Source organism: Hydrogenibacillus sp. N12 (assembly GCF_019645935.1).
GTDB lineage: Bacteria > Bacillota > Bacilli > Thermicanales > DSM-22653 > Hydrogenibacillus > Hydrogenibacillus schlegelii.
This window is the reverse complement of the sequence record NZ_CP080953.1, coordinates 244,518-270,300: the sequence shown is the minus strand read 5'-3', so window position 1 is coordinate 270,300 and position 25,783 is coordinate 244,518. Positions and strand designations below refer to the sequence as shown.

Annotated in this window: 16 protein-coding genes, 1 pseudogene and 2 CRISPR repeat arrays (1 of these 19 running past the window's edge); of the genes and pseudogenes, 4 read left to right on the top strand and 13 right to left on the bottom strand. The window is 56.3% G+C overall.

What is annotated here, in order from left to right; genetic code table 11:
- Nucleotides 1–12: 12 nt before the first annotated feature.
- The 3 genes from casB to cas3 are packed head-to-tail and all read right to left on the bottom strand — an operon-like array spanning nucleotide 13 to nucleotide 4,821.
- The gene (casB, locus tag K2M58_RS01330) at nucleotides 13–528 is read right to left on the bottom strand and encodes a type I-E CRISPR-associated protein Cse2/CasB (RefSeq protein WP_220677969.1); all 516 of its coding nucleotides are present in this window, start codon (nucleotides 526–528) and stop codon (nucleotides 13–15) included.
- Nucleotides 525–2,120 (bottom strand): type I-E CRISPR-associated protein Cse1/CasA, encoded by a 1,596-nt coding sequence (casA, locus tag K2M58_RS01325; protein ID WP_220677968.1) that lies wholly within the window; start codon nucleotides 2,118–2,120, stop codon nucleotides 525–527. Before casA ends, casB begins: the two co-directional genes overlap by 4 nt.
- Complete coding sequence (gene cas3, locus K2M58_RS12470; RefSeq protein WP_220677967.1) at nucleotides 2,083–4,821, bottom strand: CRISPR-associated helicase Cas3'; 2,739 nt, start codon at nucleotides 4,819–4,821, stop codon at nucleotides 2,083–2,085. Before cas3 ends, casA begins: the two co-directional genes overlap by 38 nt.
- A gap of 596 nt (nucleotides 4,822–5,417) precedes the next feature.
- Between cas3 and K2M58_RS01315 the strand changes: the two genes are divergently transcribed.
- Complete coding sequence (locus K2M58_RS01315; protein ID WP_220677966.1) at nucleotides 5,418–5,975, top strand: DUF3267 domain-containing protein; 558 nt, start codon at nucleotides 5,418–5,420, stop codon at nucleotides 5,973–5,975.
- 49 nt (nucleotides 5,976–6,024) lie between these two features.
- Here the strand turns inward: K2M58_RS01315 and K2M58_RS01310 are convergent, their stop codons facing one another.
- From K2M58_RS01310 to K2M58_RS01285, 6 genes are all read right to left on the bottom strand, one after another.
- The gene (locus K2M58_RS01310) at nucleotides 6,025–7,320 is read right to left on the bottom strand and encodes a hypothetical protein (RefSeq protein WP_220677965.1); all 1,296 of its coding nucleotides are present in this window, start codon (nucleotides 7,318–7,320) and stop codon (nucleotides 6,025–6,027) included.
- Nucleotides 7,321–7,541: 221 nt separating this feature from the next.
- Entirely contained in the window at nucleotides 7,542–8,615 is a 1,074-nt protein-coding gene (locus K2M58_RS01305; RefSeq protein ID WP_220677964.1) for an RNA-guided endonuclease TnpB family protein, read from the bottom strand.
- A gap of 95 nt (nucleotides 8,616–8,710) precedes the next feature.
- Nucleotides 8,711–9,157, bottom strand: coding sequence for an ASCH domain-containing protein (locus tag K2M58_RS01300; RefSeq protein WP_220677963.1), 447 nt, complete (start codon nucleotides 9,155–9,157; stop codon nucleotides 8,711–8,713).
- 243 nt (nucleotides 9,158–9,400) lie between these two features.
- Nucleotides 9,401–11,242, bottom strand: coding sequence for a DUF262 domain-containing protein (locus K2M58_RS01295; RefSeq protein WP_220677962.1), 1,842 nt, complete (start codon nucleotides 11,240–11,242; stop codon nucleotides 9,401–9,403).
- A gap of 365 nt (nucleotides 11,243–11,607) precedes the next feature.
- Nucleotides 11,608–12,540: a gamma-glutamylcyclotransferase family protein gene (locus K2M58_RS01290; protein WP_220677961.1), complete on the bottom strand. Its 933-nt coding sequence runs from the start codon at nucleotides 12,538–12,540 to the stop codon at nucleotides 11,608–11,610.
- 81 nt (nucleotides 12,541–12,621) lie between these two features.
- The gene (locus tag K2M58_RS01285) at nucleotides 12,622–14,304 is read right to left on the bottom strand and encodes a phosphodiester glycosidase family protein (protein WP_252393563.1); all 1,683 of its coding nucleotides are present in this window, start codon (nucleotides 14,302–14,304) and stop codon (nucleotides 12,622–12,624) included.
- A gap of 199 nt (nucleotides 14,305–14,503) precedes the next feature.
- Between K2M58_RS01285 and K2M58_RS01280 the strand changes: the two genes are divergently transcribed.
- Nucleotides 14,504–14,887 (top strand): DUF4282 domain-containing protein, encoded by a 384-nt coding sequence (locus tag K2M58_RS01280; protein ID WP_220677959.1) that lies wholly within the window; start codon nucleotides 14,504–14,506, stop codon nucleotides 14,885–14,887.
- Nucleotides 14,888–15,057: 170 nt separating this feature from the next.
- On the opposite strand, the gene K2M58_RS01275 is transcribed toward K2M58_RS01280, so the two are convergent.
- Nucleotides 15,058–15,378, bottom strand: a complete 321-nt coding sequence (locus tag K2M58_RS01275) for an AAA domain-containing protein (RefSeq protein ID WP_220677958.1) — start codon at nucleotides 15,376–15,378, stop codon at nucleotides 15,058–15,060.
- A 120-nt stretch (nucleotides 15,379–15,498) separates the two neighbouring features.
- On the opposite strand from K2M58_RS01275, the pseudogene K2M58_RS01270 reads away from it, so the two are divergent.
- Nucleotides 15,499–16,722: pseudogene (locus tag K2M58_RS01270) on the top strand (IS256 family transposase).
- Here the strand turns inward: K2M58_RS01270 and K2M58_RS01265 are convergent.
- Nucleotides 16,635–18,884, bottom strand: a complete 2,250-nt coding sequence (locus K2M58_RS01265) for a DEAD/DEAH box helicase (RefSeq protein WP_220677957.1) — start codon at nucleotides 18,882–18,884, stop codon at nucleotides 16,635–16,637. The pseudogene K2M58_RS01270 and the gene K2M58_RS01265 overlap by 88 nt on opposite strands.
- Nucleotides 18,885–19,007: 123 nt before the next feature.
- Between K2M58_RS01265 and K2M58_RS01260 the strand changes: the two genes are divergently transcribed.
- The gene (locus tag K2M58_RS01260) at nucleotides 19,008–20,345 is read left to right on the top strand and encodes an IS1380 family transposase (RefSeq protein ID WP_252393496.1); all 1,338 of its coding nucleotides are present in this window, start codon (nucleotides 19,008–19,010) and stop codon (nucleotides 20,343–20,345) included.
- Between the two features lie 221 nt (nucleotides 20,346–20,566).
- Here the strand turns inward: K2M58_RS01260 and K2M58_RS01255 are convergent, their stop codons facing one another.
- Both K2M58_RS01255 and K2M58_RS01250 read right to left on the bottom strand, forming a co-directional pair.
- A complete protein-coding gene (locus tag K2M58_RS01255) occupies nucleotides 20,567–21,523 on the bottom strand; it encodes a hypothetical protein (protein WP_220677955.1) in 957 nt (318 codons plus the stop codon).
- 35 nt (nucleotides 21,524–21,558) lie between these two features.
- A CRISPR array of direct repeats spans nucleotides 21,559–22,925; the repeat unit is 31 nt; unit sequence GTTTCAATCCCTCATAAGGTAGGCTCAAAAC.
- A 203-nt stretch (nucleotides 22,926–23,128) separates the two neighbouring features.
- The gene (locus tag K2M58_RS01250; protein WP_220677954.1) at nucleotides 23,129–24,421 is read right to left on the bottom strand and encodes a transposase; all 1,293 of its coding nucleotides are present in this window, start codon (nucleotides 24,419–24,421) and stop codon (nucleotides 23,129–23,131) included.
- A gap of 138 nt (nucleotides 24,422–24,559) precedes the next feature.
- Nucleotides 24,560–25,783: a CRISPR direct-repeat array (repeat unit 31 nt; unit sequence GTTTCAATCCCTCATAAGGTAGGCTCAAAAC) (it continues 224 nt past the right edge of the window).

Genomic DNA, 25,783 nt, shown 5'->3' with positions numbered 1-25,783 from the left:
CTTTGGTTTATATCAAAGATTTGTTGATTTTTCCCTTTGAGATTCATTGACGGCTCGATAATAATCTTTGGCCACCTGGCGGTGGATGTCCTCTCGCCGTTCGGCGTCTCGCGTAAGCAGGAACCGGGCTGCTTCCGTCCAGTCGAACGCCTGTCCCTTCGCAGCGAGGAAGCGGACGGCGCGGAGGAACAGCAGCCGTCGGCCGTCGCCCCGAGCGGCGAGCAGGCGCTCGAGCCGGAGGTCGGAATACTGTGCTTTGCCAAGGGCAGTCCCCAGTTTATGGCCGGGGTCATGAATACGAGGGTACATAAGCGCCATTCCCGCAACCAGAGTCTGCCAATCCTTTCGCCGCTCGAGATCGGCGTCCCAGTCTTCGGGCAAGATCTGGATGGCAAGGTGATAAAAGGCGAGCGGCGGCGGTTGCGTCGGCGTCATCCGCCGAAGGGCGGCGCGATCTCCGGTCGGAAAGGCATCATCCCCAATACGCTGCACCAGCCACTCGATTTTTCTCTGAAGCGCACTGCTCACGGGTGTACCTCCTCTTTTCTCTGTTGAGAGAGCTCGGAAAAGCGATTGTAGAAAGCGCCGAGGAAGATGCGTTCTGCCGCTGCAACCGTCTGGTACCTCCTTCCTTCTTTGCTCGGAAGGCGGCGTTCCGTCTCCCGCAGCACCTCGAGGGCAATGGAGTACAGCTTGCGGGTCCATTCCTGAAGCGCCTCGTCGCGCGACACGTCTTCCGGGACGGACCACAGCCAGGGAAAAAACGCGTCCTCCCAGGCCGCCGTATACTCCCTGGCCGCCCGTTCCCACCACGTTTTAAACGTCACGTTTTCACGCCCGCCGCGCTCCAGGTTGCCGAGCAGAGCGTAGACCGCCGGCTTCAGGATCCGGTGTTCCACCTCCCCCGCCCGTTCGACGGCATTTTTACTCAACTTTGCGAATGTCTCGCGTTGTTCCTGTCTCTTCCACAGTCGGGGATGAGCGCGTTCGGGAATGGTGACGATCTGATGGTAAAAGCCGTTCGTCTTTCCCTCCCCCCGAACGAGCACAGAGATTGAGAAATACACGTCTCCCTGCCAACGGTCGAGCGGTTTCTGCAATGCTCCGAGCTCGAACCCCTCTTCAAAAATGAGTCGACGCAACGTGTCGACGCTTATGCCCTCCGGCGGGACGGTGTAAGCTTTCGGCTCGTCCTTGGCGTCTTTGGGCATCACCACCGGCAACCAGGCGTCACCGACCACCCCCTTTAAGTCTTTGGCGGCAATTCTGTCGTTGTCCGCCGGGAGGCTGTCCGCCTGCACGATGGACGTCCCGTCGGAGCGAAGCCGAATCCGCCGGCAGATCTCGAGGTAGAACGGGTCGAGTCGACGGAGCGGAAGGCTTGTCTTTCCGTCCCATATTTCTGTCCAAACGAGGACCAGCCCCTGGTGCGGGTCATAACCGAACGGCCTTCGGAGCACTTCCCGGCGATGCAAAAGCAGGCGCTCCACGGCGTCCTTCCACCGGCGCCCGGGCCGGAAACTCCGCACCACTTCCGCGATCGGCCGGTTACCGTAACCGCTGTTCATGCGGGATATTCCGCGATTTCCTCGGCCATAGTATCCGCTCATCGTCTGCAAGCTGATGAGGGCGTACACCCATCCGTCGACTTCGGCGGAGGAGGCCCGCGCTTTTTTGAGATCGTGATTTTTGGCCGTCGGCAAGAGATCCAGTTCGTCCGGCGTATACGCGGTCGGCTTGAGGCGGGCATGGTCTGCACGGGGAAGCGGAGGTTGCATAAACGCCGGCTGCAACATCTCTTCCACCACCAGCGTCCACGCATCGTCCCCGGCGGGACCCGCCAGCGCGCGGAGCTTGTCCCGCCAGTAATCCGCCGGGCGAACCGGATCCTCCTCTCCGTTCCGGGCCAGGACGGCCGCTCCAAGGTAAGAGAGGAAGACGTGGAACGGGTCTTCCTGATGCTTTTGGAGGCCAAGAAAGTGCTCGATCTCATCTCGGCCGAGGGCTTCGAAGACCTCGGGAAGGCTCAGGCGCCTTCTCCCTTCCCGGGTCTGGACGCGAAAGATCGGCTCTTCCAGCAAATTAAACAACCTCAGGCTCTGGGCGGTTCCCTTTTCCATCGGAGATCACCTCCAACCCGTAACGGCTGTAACGATAAAGATGCGTTCCAAAGCGCAGGATCGCTTCCACGCCTTCCTCAGCGGCTTCGACGATCACTTCATCCGGCGGATTCTCCGGAGCCCAATGCACCGGAATGGTGATTTCCCGGAGGGTCTGGCCGAACGGCGAGATCACCGGTCGGCTGAGCGGCACTTGCAACGTATCCGCCCCGAGACGCGTGGTGACTTTTGCACCGTCTACATTAAATTCCGCCTCCCCGAAGTGTTCGTCAAAACTGGCCACGATGTAATTGGCGGCAATCCCCTTGAAGAGATCAGCGCCTTCCCGCCCTTCCATGTGCCGCCGCCACGGAGGACTCTCTTCGGCCAGATGCTCCAGCCGTTCCGGATGGGTCACGGACTCGACGAGCAGCCGGTTGTCCCTCGGGATGACGACGTCCGGACGGCCGGCAAGCACGCGCCGGGTGAGCTCGAGCATCCTCAGATCTTCGTAGACGCTGCCATAGCCGAGCGCCTTGTACGCCGTCCGGATATTGCCTTTCTCGTCCAGGGCTGCCGAAAGGTCGCCCTCGGGCACAAGCACGAAGCAAGAAGCCGGATGCCGGTACGGTTCCGGACGATCTTGTCGATCGTGTCGGTGCAGCCGGCCGACGCGTTGAAGGAGGACGTCGGCCGGGACAAGGTCCGTAATGAGCACGTCGGCATCGAGGTCGAGGCTCTGTTCCAGCGTCTGCGTGCCGATGAGGAGAATCGGACCGCCTTCGCTCCCGCGTCCGAGGCGCCTGGAGACACAAGCGTCGAGGATCACGCGATCTTCGGGCGCAAAGCGGCCGTGGTGGAGCGTCACCACTTCCCGACCCTGATGGCCCCGGCAGCGAAAGAGCCACTCCTGATTCAGATCCGGATGCGCTTCGATCATTTTTTGCAGGGATACGGCCCGTGAGACGGTGTTCAAAACGACGAGGACCCGGGCGCCGGACCGGAGGTGCCGGATGATTTCCGCCGCGACTTCCTCGAGTTTTTGGGCCAGGGGGAGGAGCGTAAAGCGAACCCGTTTTTCCCGCCCGGACGGGACAGCAAGCCCCGAGCCATCGGCGAGCGTGATGCGGGGATACGGCGCCTCGACGGCCGACGCCCACCCGACGTTTTCTCCCGCGCCCCCGGCCGCCCGAAGGTAACGCTGGCGCGCCGAGGCGCCGAGCGTCGCCGAGATGAGCATCGCATAGCCCCCGATCCGGTGGTGATGGCGCACGAGCGCCTCGAGCAAATGGGTCATGTACGCATCGGAGGCGTGGACTTCGTCGACGACCAGCAGGCTCCGGTCCAAACTCACCGAACGGAGATGCGCGTGGGCCGCCTTGACCACCGAAAGGAGCGCCTGATCGACGGTCCCCACCGCTACCGTCGCGGCCAGGAAGCGCTTCGGCCGTTCTGCCGCCCAGCGGCGCTCATGCAGCCGGAGCCCTTCGTCCTCCTGCCAGCGGTTCCCCTCTCCTTCGGCGGGAAGCACCTGCGACACCGGCAGACCGTCGACCTGCGCATATCCCGGAACGGCGAGGACGGTCACCGGCCGGTCTAAAGGATCCGGGAACCAGCGCTCCATCGCCCGATGAACGCGGGTGTAGAGCTCTCGCGCGGCGACGCGGGTGGGAAGGGCAAAATACAGCCCGTCCACTTTGCCGGCAGCAAACAATTTGAAAAACCAGTTCAACGCCGCCTCCGTCTTGCCGGAGCCCGTTTCGGATTCGAGGATCAGAAGCCTGGTACGGTCATCTTCCGGATCGAGGTGCTCGATGCGTTCCTGCACGGAATTGGGGGGAAACCCAAAGCGCTCCTCAAAACTGCGGATTCTGCCGAGATGCGGACGAAGGGAGCGGACATCGAGCCCCACGGCCTTGAGAAGCCTCGGTACGACATCTCGGACATGGGCCAGCCTTTCCTCAAAGGTGACCGGGCGAATGGGAAACCAGTGTTCGTGGGAACCGAGCCAGTCGGCCAGCATGAGGAGGCCGGCAAACCGGTGCACGAACGCCGGGGAATCCGGAAGCGTAAGGCGCTCCGGATCCTCCTGGAAGGCCAGCGGGAAAACCCGACGGGCCCACGCGACGAGCTCCCGAATGGCGGCAAAGGGATCCCCTTCCGGACCGGGCGTCCATCCGGGAAGGGATCGCCGGCGGTCTTCGTCCTTCCCGCCGAACTTTACCGGTCGCCCGTGATGGGACAGGATCGCATAAAAATAACTGAACGCTGTCTCATCGTCCGAAAACCAATCTTGAAATTCGGGCGGCAAAGCTTCAAGCCACCGATTGAAGAGCGACGCTTCACCGACTTCAAGATCGAGGATCGCGGCCATCGCCCGGATGTGTCCAACCTTCCTTTTGAAGGTCGGATCAATTTGGCGTTGAAAGTCGAGGTTGGCCTTTCCCATGTCGTGCAACGTTGCCAGCACCGCCAGTCGATCGAAGTCCATCGTCCTGAGCGCTCTTCCTGCCGCCCGCTCAAGAGCGCGACGAAATCCCGGAAGTTCCATGAGCGCCCTCAACACGTAAGCCACATCCAGACTGTGGGCCGCAAGAGGAAGGCAGCGAACTTTTTGGGGATCATTCGCGTCGGGCTTGAGCTTCCCCCAAAAGATGCAGGAACGATAAACTTCATCATCTGGTGGGGAAGCATTTCCAGGCGAAGGTTCTCCCGATGGCACGTTCGATTTCTCCTCCTTATCTTAAATTGAAGTGGACATTGCCCATCCCAGCTTGAACCATCCTAATTATAAAGCCATTACCTGGAAGAGTCAAGGAGTTTTAACTCCTGCTTCGCTTCTTGACTCGCCATTAAGAGCGTAGATAATGTAAGCTTGAATCTGACCAACGTACATGCGCCGCGTTTCCCCCGGCACGCCCGTTTGGGTCGATCTCGGGGATGGACCCTAGGAAGGTTCAGCTTTTCCTGAGGGAAGATCTTTTCCCCCGCGGCAGCGGGGAACTCTTATTGTCTTTTTTCGCAGGGTTCATTTAAGTTTACCGTCATCTTATCACAGCCAGGGTGACAAAACGTGGCACTCTGCCCCTCAAATCTTCCGGAACGTCCAGGGATATGATCGGGCGGCGCAAACCACGGCCGAAAGGAACGAAAAGAAGCCGCAAACGGGAATCAGGGAAGCCCGGAAGCAAGCGCCCCGAAGCCGGCGGAAGCGAATTCAGGTGTTGAAAGTGACGCGACGGTGGAACCGGCAACCCGCTCGAAAAGCCTTTGGCTACCTCGGTCAAAATCCCTAAAAAGTGGATTAGGAGGGTCTTGGTGACAACCGCTCAGGGTCGGCTGGTTATTGTTCCTGTGGAACGGGCCCAGAAGGTCGGTCTTCTTTTGACCGTCGGCGCGCTGGTGATGGAGACGGCCCTTTTTCTTATCCTCTGGGGAGCGGAACCCTTACGGGCCTTAGTCGCCGGTCCCGTCGACGTTCTCTGGGCCATCGCCATTTATTTCGGCGGCGTTGTCCTTCACGAGGGAATTCACGGTTTGGGCTTTTGGCTTTTTGGAAAAGCCTCCCTTAAGGACATCCAGTTCGGCGTCCTTTGGAAATACCTAACCCCCTACGCCCACCTCAAAAAGCCGATCCGCGCCCGGGCGTATCGCTTGTCCTTACTGGCTCCGGGGTTAGGCCTGGGGCTTTTCCCCCTGCTGCTCGGGCTTTTCCTGGGTAGTCCGGGCTTAAGCCTGTTTGGGGCAGTCTTTCTGGGGGCGGCAGGAGGGGATTTGGCTGTAGATTGGGAGGTGCGTAAACTCCCCCATGACGTCTACGTCCTTGATCATCCCCATGAGATTGGGTTTTTCGTTTTTGAGAAGGAGACGCCTTAGAAAACTGTGGCAAAATATTCGCAGACTTTACATAGGGCGCATCGGATCATCACAGCACCTCGAACCAGCGTTTGATGCGAAGGGCCATAAGCCGGCGTCGTTCGGTGAGGAATGTTTCAAAATCCGGTACCTCACCGTTCAACAAACTCATCGGCAGACAGTTTTCCTCAAAATTTTGCCGCAGAGTGTCGGGATCGGTGATGCCTCCGTACCGCTTGGGCCCTCCATTCACTTGCTCAAGGATCTCCCTAAAGTAGACCTCCGGCGGCTTATCGCCGATGGCGATGTTGATCTCGCTTTGCGCCATCACGAAGTTGGCGATCTGGTTATAGCGGCTGCGGCTCAGCCCTTGCTTTTGGAGATACTTGCGCGGGAAAATGTGATGCTTGTCGCCGCGGTTAAGCAAAAGATCACGAACCGTGATGTTGGTGGATAGAAATCCTTTGTCGCCCAGCCGGGCCTGGGCGGCCAGATAAGCGATAAAGTACGGGGACTGCCCCGAGGAAGTGTTCATCAGCTGCGGCAGCATTCCCGTCCAAAACGTCGGAGGAATCTCGTTTTCGATGACCGACTCTGCATAACGAACGAGTCCCTGCGCCTCCATCTGGCGGATGTCAACGTCGAAGGTCGACTCTAGGTTACCGGAATAGCGACCGGTGAGGATGGACATCACGTACCAGCGGCGTACGAGGCGTTCCAGCTCGTCTGCCGGTACCCCCTCCCGTCGACCCCGAAGATACAGAATGTAGGAAGCATTGACGGCATTCTGAGAGGATATGAGGTCAGCGGTGACAAAGCCGGCCGACCGCAGAATCATGGTCAGACGATCAAAGTGGGTTTTCTTGATGAATGCGTGCACACCCGATTTGAGCTTGGCAAAAGACTCCTCCGCAATCGCTTCCTCGTACTGCTTGGTCTCAAAATTGCGTCCCGAAAGGAGCGCGACCAAGTCTTGCAGTCGACCGCGACCAAACTCGAACGTAAACGCCACGCGCAGCATGTCGGTGTAAGTGGGAACGTAAAGGGGATCGTTGACTTCCGCAAGCCAGCGCATCGCCGGCCAGAACTCGGACCCGGCAAACTCCGGGTCGTTCTTTTCGATGGTCGAGGCAACTTCAGGAGCTTTCGCCAGGTGGCAGAAGTAGTCGATGGCCTTGCGAATCAAATGGCCGCCGTATTTTTCGTTGACGGCGATCTTGGACATGGCGAAGTCCGCCTGGGAGAGGGGGACGCCGGCGGAGTTGACGCGTATGAAGATCTCGGTGACCGTCTCGATGTCCAGATCTTCGGCCAGCTCAATCACCCCGACATGGTTGTAGACGATCTTGCTGAGCCTCTGGAGCACTTTACCGATGGCTTTACGATCCGTGCCCGGGTTGTTCTCTACTTGACCTCCTCCCCAGAATGAATTCTGGAGATTCCCACGAGGAGGTTAGCGCTTGCTCAGCCTCATGCCTTTCAGCTTCGGCCTCATCGCAGCGCCATCGGGGCTTACGTCTCGGCCCGCCCCGGCTGCGTTCCGCCGAAAGGCGTTACCGCACCGGGCGGCGGCCCTCGAACGGCGGCTTACGCCGCCTCGGCCAGGCCGCTAATCGCAAAGCTCACGTTCCAGGCGCCGACGGCATCCGCATGGGCTTCGTAGCCGCACTTCCGGCAACGGAACCGGATGCCGTTTCGGTTCTCTTTTGCGCAGTGCCTGCACCGCGGACACGTCCGGCTGGTATCCTTCGGGTTCACCCATTCGACACGGATTCCCGCCAGCCGCGCCTTGTAGGCGATGAATTGCTGAAGCCGGTAGAAAGACCAGGAATGAAGCGATCGCCCGAAGTCGCGCTTCCGGGTTTTCCGTCTGCGAATCCCTTCCAGCTTTTCCATCCGGATGATGCTCACGCCACGGGCGAGGCACCAATCCACGATGGCCCGGCTGATCTTGTGGTCCTGGTCTTTCATCCAGCGGGCTTCTTTGTCCTTCATCTTACGGATGGCTTTGAGCGCTTTGACCTTCCCCATCCGCCGGCGAAGGGCATGATACCGGCGGCGGACGTAGGCCGCCTGATCGCCAGGGAAAAAGAGCGTCTCCCCGCCCGCGTTCACGACCGCGAGATAACGAAGACCCATGTCGATCCCGGCGATTTTGTCGTGTTTATCGCGCGCCGGTTCGACCGCCTTCTCTTCGGCCGGGAGCGTGACCGAAAGAGCGAGATACCACCGCCCGCGCTTTTCGTACAGCTTCGCCGCCCCCTGCCTCACATCCCGGCCGAGGCGTTCGAGGAGGGCGGCCTGCTTAGGGGTTACCGCGAGCGGCACCCGCACCCGGCCGGTTTGCATCGGAAACGAAGCGGTCCAAAAGTCGCCGACTTTTTTCAAGCGCAGGTTCTGGTTGTTGAACGACGGCCAGAGGACCCGGAACGTTTTAACGTCCCGATGCGCCGCCACGTCCCGAAGCGCCTGGTTGATCACAGCCGAGGGGAGGTCGCCGGCGAGGTACGCCCGCGCCGTCCGGCTGGTGAGTCCCTTTGGCCTTCCGGCGGCGACGAGGTTGTTGGCAAAGGCCGTCGTGCGTTCGACGAGTTCCCGATACCGCCGGATCTTCGCCTGCGTCGGGCGATGGAGATGGAGGCGGAGGGTGACGGTTTGCAATCAGCTCCCTCCTTTCAAGTAAGCACGACCGGCTTCGTCCCCGGAATGAATTACGAAGCTTTCGCCGGCGAGTTTTGTAACCCAAAAGGGCAGTTTTACCGGGACCTCGATTTGCCGGAAGACGGCGTCTCCTTGACAAGAAGGGCATCCAGCTCATCCGGCGTGATGTACTCCGGATCAAATGTGCATCGATACAGCCCCTGCTGGCCACGGATGGGAAACGGCCGGATCGGGCGCGCTTTTTCAAGCACCCAGGCAAAATAACCTTCCTCATAATCTTCTTCCAGCATATAGGCCGCTTCCACATCCTCACGGAGAAAAGGCCGCACATCGACGAGATCGACGATGCCGACCGCAAGACCGCCCGGCAGCGTTAGGCGCGTTCCCTCTTCCGTATCGGCGGACCATGAGCGCGCCGTCGCCGCAATGACGAGCGGTCCTCGATGGCGCGTCTTCCACGATCGCACTTCGATCGTCTTCGCTCCCACGGCGATCAGATAGGCATAAGGCTGATCGATGGAAATGCAGCGAAACTCGGGCATAGTCTATCCCCCTTTTTATGCGCGCCGGGCTCGATAACGCGCTTCTCAGCAGACGAATGGGCGTGGGCACGATCCCTGAATCGACTTTTTTATTTACCGTCATCCTATCACGGACAGGGTGACAAAACGTGGCACTCTGATTTCCGCTTACCGAAAAAAACGATGCAAATTGTACCTCTTCTGAATGTCGCCGATCGCCGCGCTCCTGTCGCCAGGTGGGCTGCCCGCCCGTAACGCTCTCGCTTATTGAAGGAGAGGATCGATCCGAAGCAGCCGTTCTGGACTCCAGACCTTTTCGGCCAAGAGGCGATAAAGCTCCTGGCGTTCGACAAGATCGGCTTTCTTGAATTCGGCATGAGGACGAAACGGGAGTCCGCTCTCCTTGACGAACCGGACGAACCCGGGATCATGTTCGTACGCCTCCTCGTGAAGGCTCTGAGCCAGAAGATTTTGCTTCAGGTAGTGTTTGCGCTTCTCTTCGTAGGGGAGGTCCCCGTAACTCGCGTTGAAGCTTTTGGGGAGAAGGAGGAGACCACCGATACGATTTCGGTATTCCGCGAAATCAGAGGGGTGGGAAAACTCATCGGCGTGCCGGTCGTACTGATTGGCCCAGATGTGCTCGATTTCGTATCCCTGCGCCCCCTGTCGCTGAATGTATTCGTGAAAACGGGAAGGACGCCCCGATTGCGTCTCGACATAATCCGTCATCCGCGCCAGCAGATAATGAACCTGTCGGCCGTTCATTCCATGCAGCCGAAACGCAGGATTGCCGGAAAACGTTTCCTTATCTGCATTCAGCCACTCCAGCAACCGATCGATGAGGGCGGGAAGATCCTGACCCCGGATCTCACGCATGATCTGAAACATGCTGTCCTGCATGGTCGAATAATCGATGGCACGCCAGTTCCAGATGCGGCGGGCCAGCAGGATGTCCAGATAGGTCGCAACAGCGTTCAGCTTGGCCCGGATCTCCTCTTCGGAATCGTCCCGCCGAAGCGGAGCAAGCAGGACCGGGTGCTGGAGCGTGAAATTAAGCTGAGCATTGTAATAGATCGCTTCGAGGCCGGGGATTTTGTTTTTTTCGGCTTCACTGCGAATATATGCATACCAGCGGGAATAGAAGGAAAAATCTTCCTTGATCAATCGCGCAAAGGCCGCGCTATTGGTGAGGCCCATCCTTTCTTTCTTGTCGCGTACCCAACGGTGAAATTCTGAGCCGATCAGCTCAAAATCGCCGATCCTGGTCCCGTTTTTACGGTCGCGAATGCTTTCGGCGTACTGGCTGCGCAACCACGCCTTGATTCCGTCGCTTTCTTCTCCCTTGCCGATCTCCTGAAGCTTTTTTACCTGTTCGCGCCAGACACGGCTTGCCTCGATCCGCTCTCTTTCATCGGTGATATTCGCGAGAAGGTAGCCTTTGAGCATATCCGTGGGCGTAAGGCGTAGCCCGCGATCGTTCATCGTCTCAAAGATTCGATAAGCGTCCGCATCGCTGTAGACGGTGATCTCTACCAGATAGACGTTCTCGATGAGCCAGTCCGCAAAATACGGGAGCGCCTCTCCTCGAAGTTCCTCGGGAAAATATTCCGTCACGTCCTGATACCGTCGATAAATATTGACGACCGACTCAGGCTGCCCGGTTTCATCGAACGGTTTCCCGGTAAAAAGGGCGTCCATGCATGCGTAACGTTCCTCGATATCGAGATTGAAGGAGCGCCGGCCGAATCGCCGGGAAAAGATAAGGTCAGCGAGCTGCGCTTTCTGCTCCTCATCATTCAGATGCCGGTACAGGAAGATCAGAAGAAGCGTGAGCGTCGTGAGGCGTTGCTGACCGTCGACGATAAATTTTTTCCCGTCCCGGTTGCTGATGATGATTGATCCGAGGAAGTAACGGTGGTAATGTTCGACGGCGCTCCGATCGTTTCCCGGGCGATGGCTTTCCTTGAATTCCTCGGCCAGATCTTTGATCAGCTCGGTGACGTGTTCGGATTGCCAGCCGTACTCGCGCTGATAGTAGTCCACGCTGAACTTGGTCCCGCCAAGAAGCGCCCGAAGGTTTTTCGCATCGGCCCGAATCTCCTGCAAGGTACGAGCCCCCTTCAATTGCCGGCCAGAACAGCGTCTTGCCCGGGAGGATCGCTTCGACCGCCTGCATCGGCTGAACCTTTGTTCTGAATTGGTCGCTTCGTGAGGGAGCCCCTCGTCCGTCCATCACCTTTTGCGAACCCGCCTGCCCTTCGTTCATCCCGGCACCGGGAACGGGAACACTCGGTAACGCGAGGGAACCCCCGGTAAAGCCAAGGAACGATCGATAACGCAAAAAGAACGCCCGATCGCGCAAGGTAATGCCCGGTCACGCCAAGAAACGCCAGGTAATGCTAAGAAACGCCAGGTAACGCAAAAGGAGAGAAAGCGTTCACTTGACGCGGACGACGGCCATGGAAAAAGAGCTATATTCTGCATTTATTGAACAAAAACTCATAATACTTTTCGCTGACGAACCCGCGGGCGCCGCGGAGAATTTCCTCCGCATAATGGGGAGGCGGGGGTGTCTCCGGGCCTTTCTCCACGACCGTAAACGTTACGACGTCCGCCACCGTCTCCCCGCCGATTTCCAGATCGACAAACGTCGGGCGGTACGCTCCTCCCCGCACGCCTTCCCGCTTGTAGAGATAGTCAAGCGCCTCCCGACCGATCCGGTAAACTTTCCCTTCCACGACGTCGTGCGGCGCGCCCGTCTCCACGATGTCGGCCCGTCCCCGGCCGTCTTCTTGCGAACGGCGGGTAAACGCCAGCGTATAGCCTCGTAACACCCCCCGTCCGACGACATCCCGAAACAGTTCCCGTACGCCTTCCGCCTCGAAGCGCCGGTCGTCCATGCACGAACCGTAGGCAAAGTACAGCCAGGTATCTGAACCGTCGGCCTGACGATCCGTCGCCGATCCGGCCGACGCCTCTTTGGTCGGATCGGGCAGATGACGGTAAACCTTCCAGTCGCCGAAAGCGATCGGCTTGAGCCCGGTTGCCCGCTCTTCCGGGTAGACATAGGCAAACGCTTCCGTTTCGCCGGTATCGGTGTGAACGCAGACGGACACGCGATCATAGTGGTTGTCGCGTCTTCCTTCGGCGTACCCTTCCAGCGCATCCAGCGCCGCCAGCGCGTTCTCGGAGACTTCCACGAGCTCTCCGTACACTCTCCCCCTGTGCGAAGAAGCCGAAGAACGATCAGAGCGAACGTCCAGCACAAGGGCCGGATAGCCGTAACCCGTATCGTACAGTCTTCCGGACACCCACGCCTGCCGGGCCAGCCAGATCGCTTCGTTCAATCTGATGGCGTTTGGCTCATGGCGACGCAAAGTGCCGTAGACGAAAACGCGCGGCATGGCGTTCCCTCCTTCGACCTTCGATTCGTGTTCAGGCCATCGTGTTCAGGCCCATCGATCGAATCATTTAAAAGCTTCCGATCAGCGATCCTCAAACACAAGAATCGCGTTGCTGATCGCCCGTCCCGGCGCCGTGAGGTATCGCCCCCGGTAATAAAGCCCGCTCGATGCGCCGCCGTCCAGGTTCATCGCCTGCACGGCGCCGAGCGCCTTCATCACCTGGGCGAGTTCGGGGATCGTGGCGCCCGGCACGGTGACGAGCATGACGTAGCCTTCTTTCGTCGTCCCGATTGCGCTTCGGGCGCCGCCCAGGGTGAGGATCTTCGGATCGGTGAAGCCTTCCCGGCGGGGGTCGACGACGATCCTCCCGTGCATCACGAGCCGCGGGCCGGCGCCGACGGCATCGTCGATCATCGACCAGTCGATCGGCCGCTTCGCCGGGTCTTCGTGGCGAAGCCGGTAACCCGCGCTGACGCCGACTTCAAAGCGGCTCAGGATGTCCCGGTTGGTCGGATCCGGCCCGATATGGACGACGAATCCGTCCGGCGGGATCGCCGCTTCGCCCGTGACGATCGCCTGGACGATCCCCCGGCGCACGATGACGGAATGACCGGTCGCTTTCCCGGTCTTCGTCCCTTTTTCCGGCGTGAAGAGGGTGATCGCCGCCGGTTCGTCCCGCAGGTGGTTGATGCCCCACGCGTACCAGTTGTCGGGCCATTCGAAGCTGTCCCGGAGCATGCCGTCGACGAACGTGCGCAGGGTCGAAAAGCGGACCGTCCCGTCTTTGCCGAAGCCGACCGTGGAGCCGACGTTGGAAAGATGCACGAACTTCCCCTTGATCTCGAGATTCCCCTGCGGCTGTTTGTCGGAGTAGGCGTTGAAAAACGTGCCGTTGATGGCGGCGACGGCCCCGTGCCGCCGCGCCAGCGCCGCCAGATCTTCCGTCCCGCCGACCACGCCGCCGCCGAGGGCGGTTTTGATTTTCACCCTGGGACTTTTCGGGTTGACATAGACGATCTGCGCCGTTATGGTTTTTCCGCCGATTTTGACCGCCCGAACGGCGTTCCAGACCGTTTTGTTCGGATCGTTTCCGGGAATCTTTTCCTTTGCCCGTTCTGCCGCTTTCTTTTGCCTGTACGCCTGGGCGTCGGCGCGATAGTCGAACAGCTGATTCAACAGGACCGCCGCCTGAGCCCGGGTGAGCGTCTCTCCGGCGCCGAAGCGGCGTTCCCCCGTCGCCGCATCCCGCCCGATGCCGTCGGTGAGAGATTCGAGATACGCCGTGTTGACGTAACCGCGATCGACATCGGAGAGCCGGTCGCTGTCGACGAAGAAGTCGAAAGAGGCATCGCGCGGCGGAATCCCGAGCGCCCGGAGCGCGTAGACGAGCGCTTTTTCCCGCGGGATCGGCGCCTGAATCCACTCGGGTCGCCACGTCGCCCCGTCAAGGATGCCGGCGTTCTGAAGGGCCCGAATCGTTCCGGCCGCCCAGTGGTCGCCGGGAGCCGGCTTCTCCGGCTCGATCGAAACGAGCTTTGCCAGCATGCTGAGGTACTCGGCGTATGTAAGCGCCTTTTCCGGGCGATACGTTCCGTCCGGGAATCCGTCGACCATGCCGCGCGTTCGAGCCTGCATGACCGCGCGTTCATACCAGGCGCCGGGCGGGACGTCGCTGAAGCGAGTTTCCGCCTGAGCCGTTTTGACCCCCCCGATGGAGAGACCAACAGCCAACGCCAACTGAACGGCGATGACAGCAAAAAGCATTCTCAATTTTCATCCCTCCTAGTCTCGGTTACGAAAAGAAAGTCAAGATTTTCACGAGATCGTCACCAGCATCCCCCCATCCCCGGAAAACTCTGACCGCCTGCGAAACAGTTTACGGCATCGCTGTTCCGCCTTCAAGGCTCGATCATCGAGCGCTTGATAAAACCATCGATCATTTTGATATAGAGTCAAAAACCAATTGCGCTGCATCTTTGATTTTTCGTTTCGCCGCTTCATCACGCCTCAAGTCTCGGGCATTTTTTATGGCTTGGCCGTAGTAGTCATCGGTCTTTTTTCCTTCGTCCTGCTCTTTCTTCTTTTCCCCCTTTCGTTGATTGTTTCTCCCGCTTTCTTCATCATTTCGGTCGTTTTAGCCCGGATCGGCATAGAATCCACTGTTTCTCTTATGCGCATAGCGGAAAATTCGTCGCTCCTGGTTGAACTTGAACGCAAACGTCTGACCGAATCAACTTCAGCAAAACCGCACGAGGCTCCACCACCTGCATCAAGGCCTGCGCACCCGACGGCCCCGAATGCTTCTTCTTCGATAGATGGCGGCCAAACGCCCTCCACCCCCTTGTAAGCGGGCTTTGAGCCGTTCAAGTCACGGATAACACGTATAAAAAACAAGAGAGCGACGTGCCGCCGCTTCAAACTGAAATCCGCCCTCCAGGGAAGGGGGGCGGATTTTTTAACTTTTTAAGACCGCCTTCTCTTCAGTGTTTCTTTTGCGGTGATGCTTTATTTCCCGAGTTAACATTCATAAGAGCGGTCGATATCGTCTAATCTAATTGGATGAAGATGCTCAACGACAATGCTAAAACCTCCTAGACTCTTCCATTCGGTTCGATTGCCAATGATGTAAATCCGTTCTTTTGCCCGGCTGACCGCAACATTCAACAGATTTGGTTTTTCAGCGACCCATGCCCGTGCACCGGAATTAGAAGGGCCGCTGCCGCCGAGGACGAGGATGACGACCGCCGCCTCTTTTCCCTGAGTCGTATGGACGGTGCCCACCCGCTCTTGAGGAACCCGAAAAGCAGCGGCTATCCGTTTCTGTCTGATCTGGCGCACGAGTCGTGTCCGGTATCATGTGTAAAAACGGATGGTCCAGGTAACATAAAATGAGCCATCCGGCCCTCTTTGGTAGAATGTGAGACGGAGAAGAAACCACTTCACCAGGAGGGATACCGGATGGCTCAGTACCAGATTACCGTGGACGACGAGATTTTGGAAGGCCTCTTTCAGCGGGATGGAGGCGTGGCAAAGCTGGTGGAGAGTGTGGTCAACCAGATCCTCCAAGCGCAAGTGCAGGAGCATCTGAAAGCGGCGCCATACGAGCGCACGAAAGAACGCCAAGGCTATCGCAACGGAACAGTCACCCGCACCCTGACAACCCGTGTGGGGCGGCTGGTGTTGCGGGTTCCGAGGGTCCGGAATGGCCAGTTCTCCACAGAGCTGTTTGCTCGGTACCAGCGCAGCGAACAAGCGTTCATCATCGCCCTGATGGAGATGGTGGTAAACGGCGTGTCCACCCGGGACGTGGCGAAAGTCACCGAGCAGTTGTGCGGCACGACGTTCTCGAAGTCCACGGTCTCCGAGCTGTGCAAGCGCCTTGATCCCATCGTTCAGGGATGGAATAATCGCAGCCTTGCTGAGCATCGTTATCCGTTCCTGCTGGTGGACGCTTTGGTACTCCGGATTCGGGAGGAAGGGCGTGTTCGCTCTCGAGCGGCCATGATCGCTGTTGGCATCAACGAAGAAGGGTACCGTGAGATTCTTGGCTTGATGTTGGGCGACAGCGAATCGGAGGCCAGCTGGCGGGAGTTCTTTGCCTGGCTGAAGAACCGGGGTCTCCGCGGCGTTGACGTTGTGGTGTCTGACAGTCATGGCGGGCTGGTGAAGGCACTGCAGACGGAGTTTCAGGGATGCACCTGGCAACGGTGCCAGACCCACTTCATGCGCAATATCTTGGACGCTACACCCAAGGCGTTGCAGAAGGAGGTCTACAAGCGTGTACGAGCCATTCTTGATGCGCCCGACCTCAAGACGGCCCGACTGCTCATGAATGAATTTGTGGAGGAGTACGCTGAGAAGGCACCCAAGGCCGTCAAGGTGCTAGAGGAGGGCTTTGACGACGTCACGGCCGTGCTGGTCTTGCCGTGACGCTCACGGCGGCGCTTGCGTACCACGAACGGCGTGGAACGACTCAACGAGGAGATTCGCCGCCGTGAAAGAGTCATCCGCATCTTTCCCAACCGGGAATCCGTGATACGGTTGCTTGGAGCGCTACTCATGGAGATAGACGAGACGTGGACCACTGGGCACCGCTACCTGAATATGGATGAGTATTGGCAGTGGAAGAAGGAACAACAGAAATCCACTGAGCCGGCCATGCTGCACGTTGTGAATGCCTGAGTGACCTGTCCTTTCATTCGCCGAAGAGGGCAATTTACACATGATACTGGACTTGATCGGCGCACGACATCCCGAAACGGAGAGATGATGTACACATCTTTAGGATCAAAGGATTTATAGCATTTGATAAGGATTGACAAAAGTTTTTTGAGGGCTTCCCCTTCTTCCGGGATAAAATGTCTGGAATCAATTCGACCGGAGAACGGCACGTCGATCCACCCGCTCTCCGGAAGTTGTATTGTTGACGGCTTACGTCCCCACACCATCATGTCGTTATAACTCAACCGGTTGATGATGCTGAACATCGGATTATCGCAGCGGCGATGAACGCGAAGCGGGGCGCCCACCCATACTTCACGACCATCGAGCTGCTTGAGTTTTGTCCCGTAAATCATGGATCGATCGGCCAGAGACTGAACTGAAGCGTGGGTGGGCCACCAGTCTCCTTCAACGTCAAAAATCTTTCCGAAGGCGGCCACGATCCGCTTCGGAAGGGTGACGACCGGCTCAAGCTGAAGCGGATCGCCGACGACGACCACCCGCTTGGCCCGCCAGAGGGCCCCGGCGGCTTCCTGAGGCCTCGCCTGTCCGGCTTCGTCGATCAGCAGCCAGCCGACCGAATGCGGTGCAAAGTCCCGAAACATCCGGGGAAATGATGCAAAGGTCGTTGAAACGACGGGAACGACCAGTCCCAACGTCTCCAGAGCGGTCTTCAATCCATCGGCCGGTAACGTCTTCCCGCTGAGCCAACGCTTCACCAAAATGAGATTTGACCACATCTGATCTGCGGCATTTTCGATAAAGGCCTGGTGCAGTTCTAGAGCCCGAAGAAAGACTTCGATGCGCGCCCGCAACCAATCCTCATCCGCCCAGGGAGCCTGAAGTTCCGCCTTTGCCGCGTCAATCGATCCGTCGCGCAGCGGAATACGGTTACCAAGAATCGATTTGAGTTTTTTTATTTTATCTTTATATTCTTTCATATGTTGAATGCTGTTTCGGCATTGACTCTTTGCCCGCCCAAGCTTTATTTGTTCTTCTTTCCACGCTTTTTCTTTTTCGCGTAGATCAGCGATGAGCTTTTCTTCAAGATTGAACCTCTCCCGGTATTCCGCCTCCAGCTCCTTCAATTCGTGCCGCCACCGGCGATAAGAACGTCCGAACGTCCTTAACGTTTCGAGCCATCCGGGCTTCCTCCTCTTGTGAAGAAGCCACGCATCCCTCCGGCGCTGAATGTCGACCTCAAGCTGAGACCGTCGATTTTTGAGCTGTTCGATTTCCTGTTCAAGCTTCGATATTCGTTCTTTGTATTCTTGGATCTGCCGCATCTGATTCCGGATTGATCGCCTTACGTCGAGGTAGTGATTGAGGATCTCGGCCTCCCGAGCGATTCGGGTGCGGTGCGCTTGCTCCTTTCTTAACGCCTCTTCAAAGGTCTTTACGACCTCTGACCAAGACTTTTCCGGGGATCGCTTTCCATCCGAAATTTCTTTCAATCGATGAATCAGACCGATGGCTTCGGCACTGACTTCGGAGCGCTGCAAAGCCGGACGTTTTTCCAAAACGATTTGGATAAACTGATCGCGATTTTCTTTTTTTCCGAGTCGAGCCGCAATCAGTCCCCACGCCTTTGAAACCGAGGACTGTTTTTCCGCCGATTGAAGAAGAGCGGTGGCCAGTTCCTGAAAATAAGCTGCCTGATTGACAAAGTTATTTGCCACAGCATCTGTTTTGGGCAACTCTAACGTCACGTTTTCGACTGCTCCGTTATTGCTGGAAGCGACGACGATGGCATGATCGAGATGTTGAATTGGATAATACGGCGGTTCATTTTCGTCATATTTCCTTTTGGGCAAGAAGATTTTACGGGGATCGTCATATTTGGACAAAATCTTTGCTCGATCGACAACGACGGCGGCGACGATATCTCTTAGTAGTGTCGTCTTTCCGGTGCCGGGCGGACCGTTGACGGCAAAAAGCCCGCCCCGTTTCGAAGTCAGATGATTCCAAAGTGCATTCACGGCAAATTGCTGGCTTCGCACCAGAGAATAGTCCGATGGCCAGCTGCCTTGCGGAAAATACCGGGGATGAAGAAGCCGAACGACTTCCATTTCGCCTTCTTTCGAGCGAAGATCGATCCTTCGTTCGCCAGAATCTTGGTCCATTATCCTTTTAAAATAACCTGATTCCGTGAACAATCTCCCTTGATCCCCCCTTCTTTAGCAGGTAAATCATGGCTTTGCATCGAAATATAAGATCAACCTCCTTTCACCTGCGGGGTGATCATGTTGAAAATTCAGTTTGAGTTCTCCGATGACCTCATTCTTACCGCACACGGTGGGCTGTCCGTCGTCGGTGCACTGTTAGAAGCCTCACGCGTATTCTCCGAACTGAATCGTATACGCCTTCGCGAAAACGAGCATCCCACTTTCTCTCATACCGACGTCGTAAAAAGTTACGTCGGCATGCTCTGCCAGGGAAAAAGCGACTTCGACTACCTGGAAACGGTACGCGACGACGACACATTTCGTCTTTGCTTAAACCTTAACCATGTTCCTTCCAGCCCCACGGTTCGCCAGCGCCTGGACGAGGCGGCCGCGTCTAACTTGGAGAAGTGGAACGATATCCTTATCCGCACAGGACTGGAGCTCATCCAACGCGTCCATGCCCCGCTGACTGGGGTAAAAGTTGGCAATAAGACATACATTCCCCTCGACATTGACGTCTCTCCTTTCGATAACTCCGGGACGAAGAAAGAAGGGGTATCGCGAACATACAAAGGCGTCGATGGGTATGCACCGATCTTTGCTTACCTGGGACAAGAGGGTTACGGTGTCCATGTAGAACTCCGAGAAGGAAGCACCCATGTCCAGAAAGATACCGCTGACTTCCTCGCCGCAAGCATCCTCTATGCGCGCATCGTTACCCAAAAGGATCTTCTCGTCCGCATGGATGCGGGACATGATAGCCTGGAGAACCTTAGGGTGTGTCAGGCGCACAAGGTGGACTACATCATTAAGGTCAATCTCCGCCGTACAAACGAAGAAGAATGGCTCGAATATGCGCAAACATACGGGACCTGCACAGAGCCTCGGGAGGGGAAAAAGGAGTACATTGGCGTTCGCGAGGTAGAAAAACCGGGCTTTTCATCGCCGCTTCGGCAAGTCTTTCACGTCATTCATCGGACGATGGACCGGCATGGGCAAATCTTACTCGTGCCGGATATTGAAGTAAACGTCTACTGGACGAGTCTGGAAGGTGACCCGTGGCGGGTGGTCGAACTGTACCGCGAGCACGCCACCAGCGAACAGTTTCACAGTGAAATCAAGTCGGACCTAGACTTAGAGCGGTTACCGTCCGGGAAATTTCGGACGAATGATCTGGTGTTGCACCTTGGCCTGCTTGCATACAACCTGCTACGCATCATCGGGCAGAAGAGTTTGCGCCTGGGCGGTGCACCGCTTCGCAAACACGTCCACCGGCGGCGCATCAAAAGCGTCATTCAAAACATGATCACCATTGCCGTTCGGGTGGTTCGTCATGCCAGACGGCTTAAATTTGTGTTTGGCAAACACAGCCCATGGGCCGGCGTCGTAAGTCGTCTCTATGCTGCTTTTGTAACGTAGGCGAACGAAAAGAAGAACGATAGGTGCATTCCGTGGAGACAAGATAAAACTATTTTTTAAAGTCCACATTCGATGGGCTTGTTTCAGCATGCCCAAAAAGCATAGGATTTCTTCTTATTGCAGACGAGAGCAGACAAAATCTTAGGTTTAAATGGCCTGGAGAACAATTTTAGCGGCAATCAACAGCATATAGCATGTGTTTTCGTAGTTTGATCACGGAATCAGGAATAACTTAAAAAGGCGTCTCCGCCAAGGTAACTGGAACTTTCAATCCGATGCAGATCCGAAATATAAAAACTGTTGATCAGGCCTTCGTCCACCGGCCGGGCATCGGCGACGTGATCGACCTCAGAAAAGGAGGCGATACGCGGTTGATCGTGCGGATGATCGTGCGGTTGATCGTCCAATTGATCTAGCGATTGATCGCGCTTTCGGCCGCGCAATTGATCGAACGCGCTCTTTTTCTGTGCTTTTTTTAGTTGTTTGCTTTTGACGATATAGCGCGGTGTCGTCCCCAGCAGCTCTTCCGACAAACCGCAATGCCGGATCACCAACCGAGTAAAGTCATCGAACCATGCTTTATCGACCGGTTTTTTAAGCAACCGAACGCGCTCGGCAAGTTCTTTGCGTAGCGCGACCTCCAACGTATCGAAGCCGGGCACTCCGCTTCGCCGTTGGATCTCTTCCCTTCCGGGTTGCGGCAACCCATCGAGGTTGCACCATGTTCCCTGTTGCAACGCGCCGACTCCTTGATGAAGAATGACGCCGGCAGCCCAGCCGGCCATCGATAATGCGAACGTTTCCGCAATCGGACGTCCTTCGGCGTCCACCTCAACGTCATACAGCCGGCCGGTGCCGCTGGCTCGATCGTACTCGTCGTCTTCACGTTCATTATCCGCAATTAAGCTTTTAATTTCATCTAAAATCTTTTCATAAAATATTCTAATATCATACAAGCCGGCTTGTACGATGTAATGCCATTGATGTTGATCGCGCGGTTGTTTTCGACGATGTTCATGGCCTTCTATCCAAGGCATTGCACCTTTTTTCTTATTAATTTCATAACTCGGTTCTAACTTGTCATCGGGATGAGCTTTGTCGGCTGTTTGAGGCGTCAACGCTTCCAGAGTAAGCCAGTAACGCAAAATTTTATTAATAAATTCCCGAGAATTAATCATTTCTTGCCCTCCACTTTGATTTTTGTTTTATAGCTTTAATCCCTTTTATTAGGTGGGCTCAAAACTGACATATGAGGACCGCTTTCTCGCGAAGGAGATCAAGTTTCAATCCCTCATAGGTAGGCTCAAAACTCGGCTTCCGTCTCGAAAGACTGGACCAGTCTTTTCGAGTTTCAATCCCTCATAGGTAGGCTCAAAACTCATCGCCGTCCGCCGGCCATCGGCAGGCCATCACCGTTTCAATCCCTCATAGGTAGGCTCAAAACACGGAAGGGCTATCGTACTGCGTGACGTGTCCGTCTGTTTCAATCCCTCATAGGTAGGCTCAAAACCCGCTCACGAGACCATTCGATTACATCGTGCTGAAGTTTCAATCCCTCATAGGTACGCTCAAAACTTAGTAGTGAAATCAAAAGCGTTCGAGATGAGCTCAGGTTTCAATCCCTCATAAGGTAAGCTCAAAACGGCCCTCCAGAGCGATAGGGATGCTCCAGTAGCTCGTTTCAATCCCTCATAAGGTAGGCTCAAAACCGGTGTCGCGGAAAAGGATCTTACGTTGCAGATCGCGTTTCAATCCCTCATAAGGTAGGCTCAAAACCGCGTTCGACCAGGCATCCCGCACGATGCGGAGGGGTTTCAATCCCTCATAAGGTAGGCTCAAAACCCTTTAATGTTAATCAGGTACGCCCTCGAAATCAACGTTTCAATCCCTCATAAGGTAGGCTCAAAACGCCGCTTTTCCCTCCGACGAAGGGCGCAGACGGCGGGTTTCAATCCCTCATAAGGTAGGCTCAAAACGCCGCTTTTCCCTCCGACGAAGGGCGCAGACGGCGGGTTTCAATCCCTCATAAGGTAGGCTCAAAACCCGAACGATGCCGCGGAGCTCGGGAAACCCTTCCCGGTTTCAATCCCTCATAAGGTAGGCTCAAAACACCGCTCTCCGGCGGGCCCGGGCTTCGTTCATCCGGGTTTCAATCCCTCATAAGGTAGGCTCAAAACCCTTCCTTTCGGTTCGTTTTTCAGAGCGCGAACATCGGTTTCAATCCCTCATAAGGTAGGCTCAAAACACATATAGCAAAGGAAAAACTGTCGACAGTTTGCATGTTTCAATCCCTCATAAGGTAGGCTCAAAACATCGTCAACGTCACGGAACCTAAAATTTTTAGCTAAGTTTCAATCCCTCATAAGGTAGGCTCAAAACAAAGGAAAAGAGAAGAAGATAGAGGAAAGGAGAAGAGTTTCAATCCCTCATAAGGTAGGCTCAAAACATCGTCAACGTCACGGAACCTAAAATTTTTAGCTAAGTTTCAATCCCTCATAAGGTAGGCTCAAAACAAGCAGAACGCGGTGCATTAAACACAAGGAAAAGCCGTTTCAATCCCTCATAAGGTAGGCTCAAAACTGTTAGAAGGCTGGTGAATTAAGTCCACTGGATCGACCATCTTCGCCTGACGAAGTGTGACGTCAGAACGAATAGAACCATCAAAAATGCGGCCACTTCCCTTGTGAGCCTTTCGTATGCCGGTTTGAGGCACACGGAACTCCCGGTCTGTGGGTGCTTCCGCACATACCGGCTTAATCGTTTGAGATTCTGCACCACAGCTGTCAGGATGGCTTCCCCAGCATCGCTTCCAACCCACGACTTCGAGCACGGCTTAAGCCGTGCTGCGATTTGCCTTCGGCAAAAAGGCGTTCAATGACGACGCGTCGCGTCCGTTTGGCTCGGTCATGCGGTTGATCATTCAGGCGACGAACAATGCTTTGAACGAGCACCGCCTTGATCTTGCTCCATCTTTTGCGCGCTTTCTCCGGATCCCGGACGGCTCGGCGCCACCCGGGGAGCGCTTCTTTTTGAAGCGATCGCACGGGAATGAGGGGAACGACGTCCATCTTCAAAAGCCGATCGAGCGTTTCCGTATCGGCATATCCACCGTCCCCGGAGGCGCTTTGAATGCGAAGAGAGGGGTGCTCACGCCGGATGTCCAGCAACGCTTCGAGGGCGGCCTCTCGTTCCGCAGTGCCCGTGATGATCTTGGCCTGGGTCCGCAAGATGACGGAGGAGCGGGTGTCCACCGTGTGATGAATGAGATCACGCCAATGGGCTTCCTGGCCGGAGCTTTTTCGATAAAGGCGGGCATCCGGATCGGTCACGCTCCGGTGGGTCCGGTTGGAAAACCGCTCCCCCCGAAAATCGCCCGGCTTCTTGGGTGGGCTTCCCGACGAAGCCGAAGAGGAGTCGGGGGATGAAATGTTTTGGTCCGGATCGGGAGGATGGAGGTCGGACGGAGAGGAGTCGTCTTCGTCTCCGCCGTCGGGAAACGAGCGATCTTCTTCCTCCAGCCGGGCCAAATAAGCGTCGAGCGACTCCACGGGGGCCGGCGTGATGGGCTTTAAGCTGTGGATGGAAGCATTGGCACGGACAAGGGTGCCGTCCACCGCGACATGCCCTTCCGGCTGAACGAGCCCTGCGGCGATGCACTGATCCACCACATGGCGCATGGCTTTCTCAAAAATGCCGTGCCTGCGCCAAAGTTTCCGTGTTTTGACCACGGTCGTACGATCCGGAAGCCTCGGACCCCCGGCCTCCGGATGAAGCACGGATTCGAAATCGAGCCCTAAGAACCACAAATAACCGGCGTGCATGGAGAGCGTTTGAAAGCGTTCCCGCTCAGAGGGGTTGAAGAGGTAAGCAAGTCCGATGATCCGCATGACGAGTTCCGGATCGACGGCCGGACGGCCGGTGCGTTCCGAATAAAGCGGAGCGACCCACTCATGGATCGCAGAGAAGTCCAGGACGCGATCGATTTGGCGAAGGATGTGATTGTGTGGCACGAGGGATTCCATATCAATGTGCTGAAACAATTTGGGTTGATGGGAAGTCCATCGTCGAGGCCGCATGTTTGAATCTCCTTTGAGAAAGGGATGTTTGCTTGCTTTTATTGAATGAATTCGATCCATGGGTCCGGTTTTCCTTCAAATGAAGAGGTTTTTCACCGGACTTGTTAGAGAAGGCTATACAAGGTATCTTGAATTTGAGTTTCAATCCCTCATAAGGTAGGCTCAAAACTCGGATCAGATTCGGGCGGTCCCGGTTCTTTTCGCGTTTCAATCCCTCATAAGGTAGGCTCAAAACCTGGGGGCGGTATTTTAATGAATATGCTACACAATGGCGTTTCAATCCCTCATAAGGTAGGCTCAAAACTTGACGGCGTTACGGTGCCGATCAACCGATCTGTCTTGTTTCAATCCCTCATAAGGTAGGCTCAAAACACCGGCACCTGACCCCTCCCCGGATTGAAATCCGGGTTTCAATCCCTCATAAGGTAGGCTCAAAACGCATTTATTGATCTATGCTACGAAAATATTTTCCGCGAAGTTTCAATCCCTCATAAGGTAGGCTCAAAACTATCAAGGGCGATCTTGAGGTGATCGCTCGTGAGCAGTTTCAATCCCTCATAAGGTAGGCTCAAAACACGCTAAAGGAGAAGGTCGATGAATCGCCCGAGATAGTTTCAAACCCTCATAAGGTAGGCTCAAAACCCCACCGCCCGAAAAGGTCCCTAAGGATCGCCTCGAGTTTCAATCCCTCATAAGGTAGGCTCAAAACATCGACGAAGACCCGGAGCGCAGTCTGTATGTCTTTCGTTTCAATCCCTCATAAGGTAGGCTCAAAACACCGTCCTGGCGTTCAGCCGGCGGGATGAGGAAGCAGTTTCAATCCCTCATAAGGTAGGCTCAAAACGAGCGGACATGAACTCGAACCCGTCGACCTTGTGGCGTTTCAATCCCTCATAAGGTAGGCTCAAAACGACTTCCGCCTGAGCGATTCTCACCGCATCTTCCGGGTTTCAATCCCTCATAAGGTAGGCTCAAAACCACCGGGCACGCCCCGCAGACGTCGGCGACCCGGGTTTCAATCCCTCATAAGGTAGGCTCAAAACGCGACGTTTCGCGTCCCCGGGCGCGGCCTTGACCGGTTTCAATCCCTCATAAGGTAGGCTCAAAACCCGGCGACCCGTTCCAGAACCGCCTCGAGATCGTCTGGGGTTTCAATCCCTCATAAGGTAGGCTCAAAACGAGCGGACGTTTGCAAACGATCGTCTCGGCCGCGCGACTGTTTCAATCCCTCATAAGGTAGGCTCAAAACTGAAAGAATTTCTTGGCAACCTGAGTCCCGAGAAAGAGTTTCAATCCCTCATAAGGTAGGCTCAAAACGGCGCAGGGGAAAGTAAAGCAGGCGACGTAAGGCAGGTTTCAATC